We start from the raw sequence: 15,278 nt of genomic DNA, 5'->3' as shown, positions 1-15,278 counted from the left end.
TTATTTTAACGTATACTTTTACTGTTGTCTATTTGGTTGCCCAAATTTGAATTTCACACAAAAATACAAAAAAGAATAGGTTTAATGCGTATTATAATCGGGCAATACTAATTTGGAATCAATCCAAACAAAAGAGGAAGCGGGTGTCTTCCAAAATGTTATTTATCCAATAGGGGCATTTGTTTATCCGCCTGCCCCTATTGGATTTATGGTCAAATGCTTAAGCGCTCTGTGTTGGCAAGCCTGCTGTTTTCAATTGCTGGATGGCTGCTTTAGGGTCTTGAGCAGCGAAAACACTATTTCCAGCCACCAAAACATCAGCACCTGCTGCCAACAATTTATCGGCATTAGCAGCACCTACCCCACCATCAATCTCAATTAATAAAGCATCGTTGACGCCTGCGGCTAATGCACGTAATTCTACAATTTTAGAATAGGTATGTTCAATAAATTTCTGTCCGCCGAAACCAGGATTAACAGACATCAAACATACTAAATCAAGGTCGTGGATAATATCTTTTAACAAGCTAACAGGCGTATGCGGGTTTAAAGCCACCCCTGCTTTACAGCCCAACTCTTTAATCGCCGCTAAAGTGCGGTGTAAATGTGTACACGCTTCGTAATGAACGGTAATTACGGCTGCACCCGAGTCTTTACACAGTTGCAAATAACGATCAGGATCCACAATCATCAAGTGTACATCCAACGGTTTTTGAGCATGTTTGGCAATAGCCTGCATCACCGGAAAACCAAAGGAAATATTCGGCACAAAAACGCCATCCATAATGTCAATATGAAACCAATCTGCTTCACTTTCATTGACCATTGTTACGTCACGTTGAAGGTTTGCAAAATCAGCTGCTAAAACGGAAGGGGCAATTAAATGTTTTGCTGTAGACATGTTGTTTTATCTTTTTTTTGCAAAGATACGTAAGTCAACGACTATTACCAGATGAAAAATCGTTTTTTAATCTGATTATCATTTTGACTTATATGTAGTACATTTGTTTATAAATTATTTTAAATCGGACTTAAAGGAATTCAGGTGGCTAAACTTAAAATAAACTACGCTAGAGGTAAAAATCAGAATAATTCAATCTTTATAAAGGGTTTCTTAGTTATTACGACGATCCTTCTTATCTGTATATTCCTACCTAAGCAGCCACGATTTCGCTATGAATTTCAAAAAGGAAAGGCTTGGAATCATGACAATTTAGTATCACCATACAATTTTGCGGTACTCAAAACGCAGGAAGAATTGAATCGTGACAAAGAGCAGATCTTAAAAACCGTTCAACCTATTTACAACTTAAACGTAAATACAAGCAAGGAACAAATTGATCAGTTCAATACAGATGTGATTGAAAAATGGCAGATCAGTAACATGGACTCACTCTCCAAGCAACAGCTCAGCGTCTATCAAAATGTGGGTAGTGGCTTGCTGGGCTACATCTATGGAAGAGGCGTTATTTCCCTCAATAATCGTTACCAAAATAAAGGTAGCTCATCCGAAAATAATGACGAAGCAAACAAGCAATATAACTTCACACTTACAAACAACAATTTAGCGCAACAAAAGAATACTGCTGATATTTTTACCATTGAAACGGCAAATACCTATATTCAGGAGGCTTTAGAAAAAAACAGTAAGATTGACCGTAAAGGATGGCTCTCCGATATATTGAAGAACTACATTACGTTAAACTATATTTTTGATGAAAACCTAACCAATAAGGTTGAACAAAATGCATTGTCTAATATATCGAGCACTCGCGGTGTAGTTCAAAAAGGAGAGCTTATTGTCGAGAAAGATAAGGTCATCAATAACGACATCTATCAAAAGCTAGAGTCATTGCGTAAGGCTTTTGAAGACGAATCCAAAATCAGTGGAAACCAAAGTTATGTCGCACTAGGACAGTTTGTGATGATTTCCCTCTGCATGATGCTGTTGATGGTATTCTTGTTTTTCTTCCGAAAATCAATCTTCTACAACAATCGCTTGGTGTCTATCATCATGATTATCATCGTCGCGATGTTGGGTGTCTTATCATGGTCTATTGGTATCAAGATTCCTAGTTTATACTATATCCCTTATTGTAGTGTACCTATCATCATACGTGTACTTTTTGACACGCGTGTAGCCTTAAACATTCACTTATTAATGGTATTGATCTCTGCACTATTCGTACCCAACAGTTATGAGTTTGTATTTCTACAGCTAACCGCTGGAATGGTTGCCATCTACAGTATCAAGTCGTTGGTGAAACGTGAACAATTCCTGATATCGGCTATTATTATTTTAAGTACATACATAATGGGCTATATCGGTTTATTCTTAACCCGTAACGGTTCCTTACATAATATATATTGGTCGGATATACTGCCGTTCGTTGTCAGCGTAGGTTTAACCCTTCTCGCCTATCCCCTAATTTATGCTTTTGAGCGTCTTTTTGGTATTGTTTCCGACCTTACTCTAATGGAGCTTACAAACAGCAACTCGAAGCTCCTACGTGAGCTCTCATTGAAAGCTCCAGGTACCTTTCAGCACTCGTTGCAGGTGGCTAACCTTGCTGAAGCGGCGATTTATAAAATTGGAGGTAACCCGCTTCTGGTGCGCGCAGGTGCTTTGTACCATGATATCGGCAAAATGCTAAATCCACTGTTTTTTATCGAAAACCAAAAAGTAGATAAAAATCCGCATAGTGAGCTGACACCAGAACAATCGGCACAGATTATTATCTCCCATGTGCACAAAGGCATTGAGATGGCTAAAAGAAATCTTCTGCCAGAGGTTGTCATCGATTTTATCCGTACACATCACGGTACTACGCGCGTAGAATACTTCTACCGCATGTTTATCAAAAACAACCCTGACAAGCTAGTTGATGAAAGTATCTTCCGCTACCCTGGTCCGGTGCCTATCTCAAAAGAAACGGCGGTATTGATGATTGCCGATTCAGTAGAGGCAGCTTCTCGCGCCATGAAAGATCCTACAGAAGAGTCTATCAATAATCTTGTCGATAAGATTATCGATTACAAAATTTCGGAGAAACAATTTATCAATGCGAACATCACAATGCGTGATATTACAGAGATTTCGGAGATATTTAAATCGATGTTGAAAAGCATTTATCATGTCAGAATCGATTATTAGGTCAGCAAAAAGCTTGCTTAACCTGCAAACGTTAAAAAAATCACCTTGACCCTCAAAAGGTTATTCGTTTTTGCTAAAAAAATACGTTTTAACACTTTGCAGATATAAAAAATACCCTTATGTTTGCATCATAATCATACGGAGAGGTGCCTGAGTGGCCGAAAGGAACAGTTTGCTAAACTGTCGTACTGGAAACGGTACCGAGGGTTCGAATCCCTCCCTCTCCGCAGATTCCCAAAAAGCTCAATCGCAAGGTTGGGCTTTTTTTGTGCTTGGATTTTTGGGATAAGACCGGATCAAGTTGAATTCTTGGGGGGCATCTTTTTTTAAGCATACAATTTCATTACGCGGTATAAGAAGAACTTCGTGTGGCTCAGGTTCAAAAGTTGGGGAGTCGAAAAAAATATTGATATTCGCGGGACGAATTTTTAATTAGATGCACGAATCCTTTAACGCCTTAATGCCACTTATCATTCCCGAAGGTGTCAATGAATATTTTGAATTAAGCCACTTCGCTAAAACAGATAATCGTTTAGATATCTTTCTAGTTGAACGCAACGTTACTCCTGAGGAATATTCTTCCGCTAAATTACTTTCTAAAGGTTTCTACGATCCTATTGAAATACAAGATTTTCCCATTCGTGGACTCGATGTTTATTTAAATATTAAGCGACGTAGGTGGCTTAATACAGACACAAATCAATCTGTTCATCGAAATTGGGAGACTGTAGCTAAAGGAACGCGTATCACAAGTGATTTCGCCGCTTTTTTAAAAGCAATCAGCCGATACCCAAGCACATAGCCTACAGACTATAGCTTCATTTTATGGTGTAAAAGGCAGAAAGCTACAACGTTACTATCGTGATTCACTGAGTGGATTTCGTAAGTGGTCTGATGAGGTTGATGGGAAACACGGATTAATATTTCCAGAAAACATAGGTCCTAATCTATCAATTGATGAGACTAGTCTATCCCTAGGCGAGCTTTATACAGTAGTGACCAACAAAAATGCTTGGGGTAAAAAGGGAACTATAGTCGCTATTATGAGTGGCACAAAGTCCGATAAATTAATTCCTGTCTTACAGCAAATTCCTAGCAGATTACGCAAAAAAGTCAAAGAAATTACGTTAGACTTTGCTGGAAACATGGGACTTGTTGCTAAGAAATGCTTTCCTAATGCCGTTCAAGTTATTGATAGATTTCATGTTCAACAGCTTGCCAGCGAAGCATTGCAGGAAATCCGTATAAAACATCGCTGGGAAGCGATAGAGCAAGATAATCAGGCTATAGAGGAGGCTCGGAATAACAAAACTAGCTACCAGCCAGAGGTGTTAAGCAATGGAGATACACTTAAACAATTACTCGCCAGAAGCCGCTATTTACTCTATAAAAGTGAATACAAATGGACTTTAGAACAAAAAGAAAGAGCATATCTACTCTTTGAAAAATATCCAGAAATAAATAAAGCTTATAAACTCACACAAGAACTCGTTACAATATTTAACACGACGACTGATAAGTTACTTGCTTTCACAAAACTAGCACTGTGGAATGACAAAGTTGAGAAATCTGGTTTTAAGTCTTTCAACACGGTATCTAGGACCGTAATTATGCATTATCCCAAAATATTAAACTACTTCAATAATAGAAGTACGAATGCTTCTGCAGAATCTTTTAATGCTAAGATTAAAGCTTTCAGAAGTCAGTTTCGTGGGGTCTCTGATATAAACTTCTTCTTGTTTAGATTGACCAAATTATTTGCTTAGTCCCCAACTTTTGGTACTGATCCCAGAAAGTTTTAAAATCGTGAAAAATAGTCCTTCTAGTTTATTCGGGTCATTACGAAGGCCAAAATAGGGAAGTTTATCGAATGATTTAATTAATGATATATCATTTTATTCTTCAATAGATTTATTAATTACCGATTCGATAAACCAGTTTGGAAGCTCATTTTCTTCTACCAAAATAGTCAATTGACCACTTTCTACTTTGGCAATTAACTTCATATGCTCTGATGAATTATCAAAAAGATAACACTTTTTACAAATGGATAAAGCAGGTAACAACAAATCTAAGACTCGTTTGTAGCGATCTACGATTTTCTGATCGGGGACAGTATGCCCTCCTTTTTCCACTCGGTTATGTACTCGAGAAATATTCAGTATAGGATCATCCAAACAAACAAAATAAAAATAAGTATGGTAGCCCTCTGCTTTGGCTGCTGCAATTTCGTCTAATTTAGAAGGATGACTCATTACAGACTCGAAAGAATAGGAAATCCCTTTACGCGTGATATGATGGCGCAAGAATGAGGTAATCAAAGCGGCTTCGTAACTATGCGTATTCTTGCTCTTGTCCACGATGACATTCTCTTTAATAACGATATCAACAGGACGACCAGTACCTTCAGCTTTGTTAAGTAAACTGACGGTAGCAGGTAATCTATAAAAATCTTCTAATTGTCCCTGATTCAAAGAAAGTCCATATTCAGACAAATTCAGAAATCCGGTCTTAGAAATAATAGCTTCTATAGCATCGGCATTAATAAATGGACCTGTAGGGAAATTATTACTTATTTCAGCAAATAAGGTCGACTTTCCCGAACCATTGGGGCCAGCAAATACCCTTAATCTTTTGGATTTAGGCATAGAGTAGCTCCTTTGAAAACTTTAACCTTACTCTTCGATTTCGGAATAGCTTTGACGACTTGTTTTTCACCATCAGTATGAACCTTTATTAATTTACCGTTGACGATAAATTGAACTGGTAATTCCAACGCCTTAGAAATACGAACAGCTTGTTTAGAAGCCTTGCTTGCTATTAATTTAGTAAGCTTATCCTCTTTAGTAAGAAGAGCTCTTCCACTTTTTTTGACAACCTTTGATTTACTTGTTTTAAATCTTTGTGTTTTTGCAATGCTCATAGTTTACCTCCTTATCCAAATATACTAATTTGCCTTTGCCAAACCTAAAAAACAACAATTCAATACAGTAAGCCCAGATTCTTTAATTATTTAGTACGCAGATTTCTAGTTGACATTGTTTTATAAGGGGGGGCTAAAGTGCAGGTTCTCCTTGATTTCGATAAGATATTTTCGATCATCCGCGTCTACATATATTTCTAGTTCATCATGAATACTTCTATCCAGATCGATATTTTTTATATCACTGAGGATTTTTTTTCTTGAGGTTACTTGCTTCCAATAGCTACTAAGTGGAGGAGATCGAGCTGGTTAATTTTCGACAGAAAGTAGTTGGTTTTCATATCTTCTCGACCGGTGCTTGCAACCAAGGTGATTTTGTACTTAAGGTGTCCGAAGTTGCCAGAAAGCAGCGTGCAGAATGGGTTAAAAGAACTATATGCTGTGGTGCAAAAGTATACATGCATCTAGAAAACTTAGATAATAGATTATTCTTTAATAAGAATTATAAATTTTCCGTAAAGGAATAAAGTGATATTTTTTTATAAAAGAAATAATTGTTTTATTTTGGTTAAAACTATAATCTAAAATGACAAAAATAAATTTTGGACAAATGGAGAATCTTTAAGGAGGATTGTCCAAAGATTCAATAACAGGCCTAATGTGTGGAATGCTATTGGCATTGTTGTAGCACTAGCGATCGGCTGTTTAGTTGGAGTACTTTCCTAATCCAGTATTCAGAATTAAATCTAAAACTGAAATGAAAAAACTATCATTAAGTAAAATGGAGAGTTTAACAGGCGGGACAGCTGCTGATGTTGTTGATGGATTTTGTGCAGGCTTGGGCAGAACAGGGGTGATTGCATCTGCTCTTAAATTAGCTTCATACGTACCCCCAGTTGTTAAAGCAGCATATTGGACTGCTGTAGCTGGTTGTGCGGGATGGGCTATATACAGATTTTCATAACCATCGATACTAGAACATGTAGATGAATTTTTATATGCTGCAGTTTTACAATTCTTAAGTATTCATATAAAATTTTACCTTAACGTTATGAGAATAATCTTTATAATAATATCGATCGCTACTTTTTTAGCCATGTTTTATTTTCTATTTATTAATACACAACATAAGAACATAGGATATATTTCAATGCTTGTTTTGATTGCTTTGAATACAGGTAACTATATTTATAGGAAGAGGCAAAAAAATGACCGATAGATATTTTTTTACACAAAAAAAAGTATGGTCGTTGAGTTATTACATTTTCATCGTTAGCTTTCAACGATTCCATCCATATTAACAACTATCTTTATTTTTTGATGAATATTGTGTAAGTAAGCAAACGAAAAATTGGAGATTATTTCTTGCTTTAGCAATTATATATACTTTAATTACAATATATATTGACAAAATTCTTGTAAATACAGATGTAAAAGCAAAAAATAGAAGAATAATAGATAATTCTCACTTTGTAAATGAAATAATTTTTATGGACAAAAAACTAAGAACTCATTTAAAAAAATGTCTTTATATATGTTTTTTACTTATATCTGGTAATATCAATGCCCAACAGGTTTTACAAATACCTTTAAAAGCAGATAGTACAGTAACGATCATGAGACAGATTTTTTATGGGGTTGGTAAACCTATTAGTGAAAAGAGCTATCTGAATATGCCTAAGGGAATGATAAGACAGTATGCTATAGCGTTTGAAATTGATTCTATCCAATCTGCTTATGAAAGACTTGTTGTAGGGAATAATGATACCCTATCTTGGAAGAAATTCACCTCAGAAAATAATATTGATACATTAGCTATCTACGAAGGAAAGCTTCGGAATAGTACCTTAGGTATATTTCACGGTATCGATTCGTTGAATCGAAAAATAATTGTCTTCGATGAGAATGGTAATAAAGATTTTTCTGATGACCGCGTGCATATGTTTCCATTAGCAAATAAATCAGACACGGTAGTTCCTTTATCGATTTCATTTCAATATTACAACAATAGAAATATTAAGGACACAGTTCTTTCTTTAAACTTTTATCCATATCAATCATTTGAATTTTTCGTGTCTAATGATTATTCCGATTTAATATTGTATATGTTTAATCGCGTGAATTTAGCGTCTACATATTCCAGCAAGCAATTTAACTACAACTTTAATATTGCTCCGGAAATTGTTGGAAATAACATCTTGAGTCGGAAAAAACAACCTTTTGATAAACCATATCGCATGAACACTGTCGATAAAAGTGGTAAGGTATTGCAAAGTACTTTTCATCGTTTAAATGATACAATATATTTTGCAGGTGCAGACTGGAGGATGCTTGATTATGATAATCGTAATATAATCTTTGAACAGGTGAGAACTAGCGACAGTGGATATCAAGTAGGACAAAATTTTCAAGGATTTCCGGACTTCACTGATTATTTTTCAGGGGATTTTATAGATTCAATTTCAAATAGTAAGTACGTTTTGATAGATTTTTGGGGTACTTGGTGCGGACCGTGCATCGCAGCGATACCTGAGTTAGTCGAGTTTTGGAAGCAAAATTCAGACAAGTTAATATTGATAAGTGTCTTGTACGACGATAAATCGAAGATTGAGGAAGCAAAGTCAATTATTAAGAATAACAATATGAATTGGTTGCATGTCCATGATGAGCGCAAAAGCAGCAGCTGGGTGAAGCCAATGGGTGTTACGTCCTTTCCTGGCTTCATTTTAATTGGGAAAGATAGAAAAGTTTTACTTAACAGCGACAATGCTGTAACACCACTTAGCGAAATTCAAAATATTATCTCAAAGTAAATAGAGGTTATATATATTATTTATTTAATATAATCTAGGAATGGAATAATGATAAAGGATAACATACCTTTTTACGTTATCAACCTGAAGGATAGAGGTCCCTTCATTCGTTGTAAGGTGACCTCTATTTTTGTTTAAATAATAGAGGTCAAGTGTAATGGAGTAAATTTTTCATAAAAATCAAGGGGAAGCAAAAAGGTATAAGTTTATTTTTTATTTAATCTGTTATTTATCGCAGAATTGATTAACTGATAGTACTTTGCTTTGTTAAGAGCATGCTTCTGGGAAGATTAAACGGATAAAGATGGCTAAGATTGTTTGTATAAAAGAGACTTTATGAAAAGGTGAAATTCGTTTGAGGTATTGGGGTTTAATAAAGCTATTTCAGACCGAATTAGTTTTATTGTTTTATAATCTCCAAAAGCTTGCTAGGAGCTGCTCTTTATACAATTTGGATAAAGGTATTTTTGTGCCTTCTACTAGTATTTGATGTTTTTCGATTCGGTCGATCTTATGTTTGGCAATAATAAATGATTTATGAACGCGCAAAAACTGATCCGGAGGAAGCTTTTTCAGCAGTTCTGCTAATGTAATCCGTGTTAAGGTTTGCTTGTTCGTCTCATGTAAATTTACGTAGTTGTCTTCCGCTTTGGCGTAAACGAGGTTACTAAACTTAATCTGTACCCAATCATGTCCATCCTTGACAAACAGAGCCTGTTCTTCTTTATTATGTTTTTCTAGACTTAGCCTAGTTTTAGCGAGTTGACAAGCTTTGAGAAAACGGGTGAAATTGATAGGCTTTAGTAAATAGTCGGTAGCAGCTAACTCAAAACCTTTTAAGGCATGCTCTGGATAGGCCGTTGTAAATATTACCTGAATTTCATCGGGAAGCATAGATGCAAATTCAATACCCGAAACATCAGGCATAGCAATATCCAGAAACAGTAAATCAACACTATTGTTTTTTAAATAATTATAGGCCTCATGCGCACTCAAAAAACAGGCTTCAATGGAAATAAAAGCTATGTTTTCCGCATGTGCACGGATAATATCGTGTCCTACAGGCTCGTCATCAACTACAATTGCTCTGATCATTTTTCCAGTAATACTTGTTTTAACTTTTCTGTTAACGCTTTCATGTCGAGATCCCTGGCGATAATAACTCCATCAGGATCGATGAGGAAATTGTATGGAAGCTTACGGATACTATAAAGTCGGGCTACCTGATTCTCCCAGTGTTTCAAGTCGGCGACCTGTGTCCATTTTAAGCCATCGTCTTTTATTGCTTTTAACCAAGCGTCTTTTCCTTCAGCATCGTCCAAGGATATGCCTAATATAGTAAAATTTCGCTCGTTAAAGGCATCGTATAATTTGACTAATTCGGGATTGATTTGACGGCAAGGTCCACACCAAGAAGCTCAGAAATCAATCAAGAGGTATTTTCCTTTGAACGAAGCTAATGATATCGGTTTGCCGGTGGTATCGTTCTGTACAAATTCAGGTGCTTTAGTTCCTGGATTTAGGTCGTGTTGATCGGACAGAAACTTACGGAATTCCTTCCCAGTAGGCGTTTGACGGACGCTAGGTGAAATCTTGTTAAATAGCAATTCTATCTCACTAACCTGCGGAAGAGCACCCGCATAGCTCTGCAAAGCATGTAAGGCAATGAAGCTGTTTGGGTTTTCAATAATAAACACTCGTAGGATGTGTTTTTCTACTCGCTTTAAGCTATCCCATTTGGTCTTTAATGCCGGAATGCTAGTCCTATCGGTTGCTTGGACAAGGATGCGACTCAACTCAATTTGTTGTTGCGTAAGTGTTTGTAGTCGGTCTTGCAGCCTGAAATAGGTTGCATTCAAGCCACCAACGGGGCGCAGGTCGGCAATCGACGAAGTTGATGTTTTTAGTACAATCTGACCTGGATAAATAAACAGTTGTTGTGAGTCTTGTTTTTCATTTTTCCTTTTTAGGATTTCTGAAAAACCAAGCTGCATGGTATCACAGAGTATGAAGGCATGTACGGGTTCTTTTAGCATACCAGTGAAGATAAAGGTCCTGTTTGTTGATTGGGCAGAATCGACTATTTTTTTACCGTCCCGTTGGTAGAGTAAATAAACTTTAGCCGTTTTAGGTATTTTTGCCCCTTTTATACGGAGCTTGAACGCGGTATCTGTATCTTGAGATAGACTGCATAGCGGTAGCATGGCACTGTAAAACAGTAACATTAATTTTTTGATTAGCATGATTATGGACGTTAAATGAACTGCCTAAGGTCTGAGCTGTATGGAAAGTGAAACCTTGTAATTTATACCGGTATTTTCTTGAATCAATTTATAGCGATTTGGATAAAGTAAATCCAGCCGCTTGATGGTATTTTGGATTCCAGTATTGTTTCCTTTTGCTTCTGTGCGATGCAGCACCATGGTATTAAAAACTTCTAGCTGCAATAGATTGTCTTGTGCCAAAATGCTTACTTTTAATTCACACGGACCATCCATGGTAAGTCCATATTTGAAGGCGTTTTCAACAAATGGCAATAGTAGTAACGGTGCTATTTGCTCGCCGTGCTGTAGAGTATCAGCCTGAATTTTCGTCTGTATTTTCAGCACCTGACGTTCAGGCAAGCGTACTTGTTGGATATGGAGATAATTTTCCATAAACGTTAATTCCTCGACAAGCGGAACGAAATCTTTATGTATTCCGTTTATGGTATAACGCATCATATCGGCAATGCTATCAATTCCTTGTGCGGTGTCTGTGGCTTTTTCCTTTAAGGCTGTTCCGTAGAGATAGTTTAGCGCATTAAACAGAAAATGCGGATTTAATTGTGCTTTTAAAGTATTTAGCTCCTGTTCTGTTTGTTGTATACGGCGTAATTTTTGCTGCCTATTCTGGTGAAAATAGTCAATAACGATAACGTAGAGCAGGGTATAAGTGGCCATAAAAAACATAGGTTTAACATATGCTGGTAAGCCCTGTTGCTCAAAGCTAAAAGGGTGTAGATAATAGAGCCCTATACCAGACAGTAGCCCCACCAATATGCATCCAACGCCAAAGACAAGGTGGCGATAGCGCTTAAATATAAACTGTCGTACAATCTCCGTTAGCAAGGTGAATAACGCTAAAATTAATAGATCATCTTTGTGATTAAGCACGCGATACCAAACACTTGGGGAAGTACCATCTAGGTTATAATAATTCGCATTAGCCACGAGTTGAGCTGTAAACATATGGGAGACTAATGTCACGAAAATGAGTAGTGCCGATACACTTAGAAAGTGAAGGATCCAGTTTGTCAGTAGTTTCTTGGGCATAGTTGTCTTTTTGTATGGAACAAAGGAAACAAACGAAAAGATTAATATATAATTAATGTGGCAAACCACATGATATATGTGGTGAAATCTTTGAAGTTTAGTCGGGTGTTGTCAGAGACCTTCTGGTTTATTCTATTTTTGCCTGCTATGATTAAGTGAATTAGAAGCTATTTATTAGCTTTGTTTACCAGTTGAAAATTAGTGTATTGCATGAGAGGTTACTCCATCTTTGAACAGCGATTTCGTGAATTGGTTCACCAGTACAGCATTGCCTAATTAACAATATAAATATAAAGACTTACTATAGCCTTATAATAAATTCTATGGACGAGGATTGTGGCAGTAATTGATCTGTTAAACTAGAAATAACGCAAGCGTTAGATAAGAAGTCGAAAGGATTATCGTTCTTCAAAGATAAATAGTTCCTCTATTGGGACCTCAAGCGCTTCTGCAATTTGATAAATAAGATAGATAGAAGGCGTTACGCGACCATTTTCTATTCTACCGATAGATTGATAATCTTTGTAACCAATTTTGGCTCCAAGTTGAGGTTGGGTTAAAGGGAAATATGTTCTCAGTTTTTGAATTCGAGCACTAAGTTGCTTTCTAAATTGTAGTTCTTTATCGTTCATCGATCTAATCAAAACATAAGAAATTTGAAAAAAAACTAAACATATTTGTTTGTTTAAATTACTTATCTAGTAAGGATAATTCAGCACGTATAAATTGGCGTTAACACTACTTCCCCAATTCTTAAAACCGTAAGTTCTTATTGTCCGTCATCTGTCGCACTTATAATAAACGACGAAAAACATATCCCACGACAGCGGAGATTCTAAAATTGAGTAGAAAGAGTCAGAATAAAAATACCAATATGATGGGTGAGGTTGGAAACAACATGGTTTACGTATGGCTAGATATCTAGGGAAAAAATATAGCAACTTAAGCTTTTCTATTCTTTCTCAATGGTAAATGTTTAGGAATTACTATTTCGAAATCAAAAACCTCTCTAGGTTGTATTTCCAGAGCTTTACAAACAGCAATTAATCCGCTAACGGACATGTTTTGGGTGCCTCTAATAATTCGGTACACCTGGCTATAGCTAAAGCCCGTGCGGTCTTGTACATCCTCAAGTGTTATTTCTTTTGATTTACAAATATCCCAAAGCTTTGCTCTAATGAGTTTTAGGTGTTCTTTATCTATGTATTGCTCAGCCATAAACAAAGAGACAGTTTAAAGCTATTAATTGTTATTCCAAATTTGGGATATTGATATAGTTTGCTTAAGTTCGTATAAGCTTAGTTAAACAAAATGTTTTTTTCTATTCCTTTAAAACGCTACTTCCTTAATTCTTAAAGTGCAGATTCCATCGCCTATTTATAAAGTACGAAAATAATATCTAGCGAAAGCGGAGAACAACGAGTTATATAAAGCGCTTTTTTAAGATAAAACAGGCACTATATAAATACTTTCAATCTGTCTTTTGTTTAACTGAGGCGGGATTTTAAGTTGATATGTGGACTGTTGGCCGGCCTTTTCCTGCATATTTCTATATACCCATATCGGTTGAGCGTGATACACAGTAAGGTTTGCATCTCTGAATACGTTTATTCCACTTTAGGCACATCCTCGTGTTTAAAGCAGGTGGGAAGAGGTCGGTTTTTTTACTTTACACGTTAATTATCCTTCCGCTGTACAGCTAGCCTGGTGTTCTACCGGAAAATTGCAGGAATTGGCTATAAAGCACAATTTATTGGCCTCACTATGTAAGCTTAAGGCTTTTTCTAACTGTTTGGGATCGGCAATAACGACTTTCGGATTTAAGATAACTTTACTGATGCGTCCACTGCTGTCGGGCTGTAGGTCGAGTATAGCTTCAGCTTGGTCGGTATAGGAGCATACTTCAATCTTTGCTTGCGCACAGCAGTACAAGTAAGACATCATGTGGCAGGATACGAGGCTGCTGAGCAAGAGATCTTCAGGATTTAGTAGGTTAGCATCTCCTTTAAAGGCTTTGGCAGCAGAGATATTTAAGTCCGATTTTCCTTCAATCTTTACCAGGTGGTTTTTTGAAGCTTTTGGATTCGTATCAAGTTCGGCTTGCGATTTTGCATGCCATTGTAAGGTTGCTTTGAAAGTATGTTTTGACGACATGGGCTGCTGTGATGAGGATATTATTACTTAAATTGTGCCTTGTATGCTCTAGGGCTCATGTTTAAGTGTCTTTTAAAGAAATGAGAGAACGCATATTGATCACTGAAGTGAAGCTTTTCGGCTATTTTACTGATAGAAAGGCTGGTGCTGGAGAGCTGCGTTTTGGCTTCATTGAGGATAAACTCCGAAATAATATCGCTCGGTGTTTTTCCTGTCTGTTGCTTGATTGTTCTACTCAAATAGCGACCTGTGATACCTAGCTTTTCTCTATAGAATTCCAAGGATCTTCCATGTAAGTAATGATGCGATACTTCAATAATAAAATCGTACACAATTTGTTGGGCACGAGAAGTCTCGGCGCGTTGTCTATTATTGTGCTGCATCACCAAGCTGACTAGATGGTACATAATAATATTGAAATAACTTTCAATTATTTCCTGCGCATATTCAATAAGTAGGTGGTTTTTGATGTAATACTGCATGATGTCTATCGATTTTAGGATGACATCAATTTCAGCTCTATCGAAGTAGAAGCTGCGTAGCAACTGATTTTCCATATGATTATAGATCTTCAGTTCGTTGATTTTATGAGCCGAGCCGTCCAGCAACGATTGCTCATAGACGAAGAGAATCATCTCAAAGGAATCGTCGGTCTCTAAGATTTCGTAGACATATTTTTTGTTAATGAGTAAAACGGCATCAGCTTCAAGTTCGATGGTATTAATCTGTTCTTTTAAGACGATTTTACCTTGCTTGACGAACATGATAGCCGAATCGTTAGGCCTAAAGGGATGGCCGAAGGGGATAATCTCGAAAATATTCTTTTCCGTATAAATGCGAATCTGTTGAAATGCTGTACTAGGCGCTATTTTCAAAATATTTTTTATTTACATAAAGGATAATCCCCATGGCTACACTAA

The 15,278-nt window shown here is 36.6% G+C and carries 15 protein-coding genes, 1 tRNA gene and 1 pseudogene; 6 read left to right on the top strand and 11 right to left on the bottom strand.

Translation table 11 applies throughout. The annotated features are described in order from the left end of the window. Window positions 1-220: 220 nt before the first annotated feature. A complete protein-coding gene (gene rpe / locus WH223_RS09825; RefSeq protein WP_340047445.1) occupies window positions 221-901 on the bottom strand; it encodes a ribulose-phosphate 3-epimerase in 681 nt (226 codons plus the stop codon). 144 nt (window positions 902-1,045) lie between these two features. Here rpe and WH223_RS09820 point away from each other — a divergent pair, with 144 nt between their 5' ends. The 4 genes from WH223_RS09820 to WH223_RS09805 all read left to right on the top strand — a co-directional run bounded on the left by WH223_RS09820 (window position 1,046) and on the right by WH223_RS09805 (window position 4,920). Next, entirely contained in the window at window positions 1,046-3,154 is a 2,109-nt protein-coding gene (locus WH223_RS09820; RefSeq protein ID WP_340047444.1) for an HD family phosphohydrolase, read from the top strand. Window positions 3,155-3,294: 140 nt separating this feature from the next. After that, window positions 3,295-3,381 (top strand) — tRNA-Ser (locus WH223_RS09815). A gap of 209 nt (window positions 3,382-3,590) precedes the next feature. Continuing rightward, on the top strand, window positions 3,591-3,956 hold the full coding sequence (locus WH223_RS09810; protein ID WP_340047443.1) for an ISAon1 family transposase N-terminal region protein: 366 nt from the start codon (window positions 3,591-3,593) through the stop codon (window positions 3,954-3,956). Window positions 3,957-3,966: 10 nt separating this feature from the next. Beyond that, window positions 3,967-4,920 carry an ISAon1 family transposase gene (locus WH223_RS09805; RefSeq protein WP_445265609.1) on the top strand — a complete coding sequence of 318 codons (954 nt, stop codon included), beginning with the start codon at window positions 3,967-3,969 and terminating at the stop codon, window positions 4,918-4,920. Window positions 4,921-5,049: 129 nt separating this feature from the next. On the opposite strand, the gene WH223_RS09800 is transcribed toward WH223_RS09805, so the two are convergent. Both WH223_RS09800 and WH223_RS09795 read right to left on the bottom strand, forming a co-directional pair. Further along, entirely contained in the window at window positions 5,050-5,802 is a 753-nt protein-coding gene (locus WH223_RS09800; RefSeq protein ID WP_340047441.1) for a hypothetical protein, read from the bottom strand. Next, entirely contained in the window at window positions 5,781-6,077 is a 297-nt protein-coding gene (locus tag WH223_RS09795; protein ID WP_340047440.1) for a hypothetical protein, read from the bottom strand. The genes WH223_RS09800 and WH223_RS09795 overlap by 22 nt, the downstream gene beginning before the upstream one ends. A 757-nt stretch (window positions 6,078-6,834) precedes the next feature. On the opposite strand from WH223_RS09795, the gene WH223_RS09790 reads away from it, so the two are divergent. Beyond that, the gene (locus tag WH223_RS09790) at window positions 6,835-7,041 is read left to right on the top strand and encodes a hypothetical protein (RefSeq protein ID WP_340047439.1); all 207 of its coding nucleotides are present in this window, start codon (window positions 6,835-6,837) and stop codon (window positions 7,039-7,041) included. Between the two features lie 526 nt (window positions 7,042-7,567). After that, window positions 7,568-8,890: a TlpA family protein disulfide reductase gene (locus tag WH223_RS09785; RefSeq protein WP_340047438.1), complete on the top strand. Its 1,323-nt coding sequence runs from the start codon at window positions 7,568-7,570 to the stop codon at window positions 8,888-8,890. A 408-nt stretch (window positions 8,891-9,298) separates the two neighbouring features. On the opposite strand, the gene WH223_RS09780 is transcribed toward WH223_RS09785, so the two are convergent. From WH223_RS09780 to WH223_RS09745, 8 genes and pseudogenes are all read right to left on the bottom strand, one after another. Then, window positions 9,299-9,985, bottom strand: coding sequence for a LytR/AlgR family response regulator transcription factor (locus tag WH223_RS09780; protein ID WP_340047437.1), 687 nt, complete (start codon window positions 9,983-9,985; stop codon window positions 9,299-9,301). Further along, window positions 9,982-10,296 (bottom strand): annotated as a pseudogene (locus WH223_RS09775) (peroxiredoxin family protein); the annotation flags it as partial. The pseudogene WH223_RS09775 and the gene WH223_RS09780, both read right to left, overlap by 4 nt. 12 nt (window positions 10,297-10,308) lie before the next feature. Next, the gene (locus WH223_RS09770; RefSeq protein WP_340047436.1) at window positions 10,309-11,133 is read right to left on the bottom strand and encodes a DUF4369 domain-containing protein; all 825 of its coding nucleotides are present in this window, start codon (window positions 11,131-11,133) and stop codon (window positions 10,309-10,311) included. 24 nt (window positions 11,134-11,157) lie between these two features. After that, window positions 11,158-12,204, bottom strand: a complete 1,047-nt coding sequence (locus WH223_RS09765; RefSeq protein ID WP_340047435.1) for a sensor histidine kinase — start codon at window positions 12,202-12,204, stop codon at window positions 11,158-11,160. A 398-nt stretch (window positions 12,205-12,602) separates the two neighbouring features. Next, the gene (locus WH223_RS09760) at window positions 12,603-12,836 is read right to left on the bottom strand and encodes a helix-turn-helix transcriptional regulator (RefSeq protein WP_340047433.1); all 234 of its coding nucleotides are present in this window, start codon (window positions 12,834-12,836) and stop codon (window positions 12,603-12,605) included. 310 nt (window positions 12,837-13,146) lie between these two features. Next, a complete protein-coding gene (locus WH223_RS09755; protein WP_340047432.1) occupies window positions 13,147-13,422 on the bottom strand; it encodes a helix-turn-helix domain-containing protein in 276 nt (91 codons plus the stop codon). 462 nt (window positions 13,423-13,884) lie between these two features. Beyond that, complete coding sequence (locus WH223_RS09750; RefSeq protein WP_340047431.1) at window positions 13,885-14,358, bottom strand: OsmC family protein; 474 nt, start codon at window positions 14,356-14,358, stop codon at window positions 13,885-13,887. 23 nt (window positions 14,359-14,381) lie between these two features. Next, complete coding sequence (locus WH223_RS09745; protein WP_340047430.1) at window positions 14,382-15,233, bottom strand: helix-turn-helix domain-containing protein; 852 nt, start codon at window positions 15,231-15,233, stop codon at window positions 14,382-14,384. Between the last annotated feature and the right edge of the window lie 45 nt (window positions 15,234-15,278).

Source organism: Sphingobacterium sp. MYb382 (assembly GCF_037572665.1).
GTDB lineage: Bacteria > Bacteroidota > Bacteroidia > Sphingobacteriales > Sphingobacteriaceae > Sphingobacterium.
This window is presented reverse-complemented; position numbering and strand designations above follow the sequence as displayed.

Coding starts and splice junctions, on each gene's coding strand:
- WH223_RS09800 (WP_340047441.1), bottom strand. CDS start 5,802: ATGCCTAAATCCAAAAGATTAAGGGTATTTGCTGGCCCCAATGGTTCG.
- WH223_RS09755 (WP_340047432.1), bottom strand. CDS start 13,422: ATGGCTGAGCAATACATAGATAAAGAACACCTAAAACTCATTAGAGCA.
- WH223_RS09795 (WP_340047440.1), bottom strand. CDS start 6,077: ATGAGCATTGCAAAAACACAAAGATTTAAAACAAGTAAATCAAAGGTT.
- rpe (WP_340047445.1), bottom strand. CDS start 901: ATGTCTACAGCAAAACATTTAATTGCCCCTTCCGTTTTAGCAGCTGAT.
- WH223_RS09770 (WP_340047436.1), bottom strand. CDS start 11,133: ATGCTAATCAAAAAATTAATGTTACTGTTTTACAGTGCCATGCTACCG.
- WH223_RS09765 (WP_340047435.1), bottom strand. CDS start 12,204: ATGCCCAAGAAACTACTGACAAACTGGATCCTTCACTTTCTAAGTGTA.
- WH223_RS09790 (WP_340047439.1), top strand. CDS start 6,835: ATGAAAAAACTATCATTAAGTAAAATGGAGAGTTTAACAGGCGGGACA.
- WH223_RS09780 (WP_340047437.1), bottom strand. CDS start 9,985: ATGATCAGAGCAATTGTAGTTGATGACGAGCCTGTAGGACACGATATT.
- WH223_RS09785 (WP_340047438.1), top strand. CDS start 7,568: ATGGACAAAAAACTAAGAACTCATTTAAAAAAATGTCTTTATATATGT.
- WH223_RS09810 (WP_340047443.1), top strand. CDS start 3,591: ATGCACGAATCCTTTAACGCCTTAATGCCACTTATCATTCCCGAAGGT.
- WH223_RS09750 (WP_340047431.1), bottom strand. CDS start 14,358: ATGTCGTCAAAACATACTTTCAAAGCAACCTTACAATGGCATGCAAAA.
- WH223_RS09760 (WP_340047433.1), bottom strand. CDS start 12,836: ATGAACGATAAAGAACTACAATTTAGAAAGCAACTTAGTGCTCGAATT.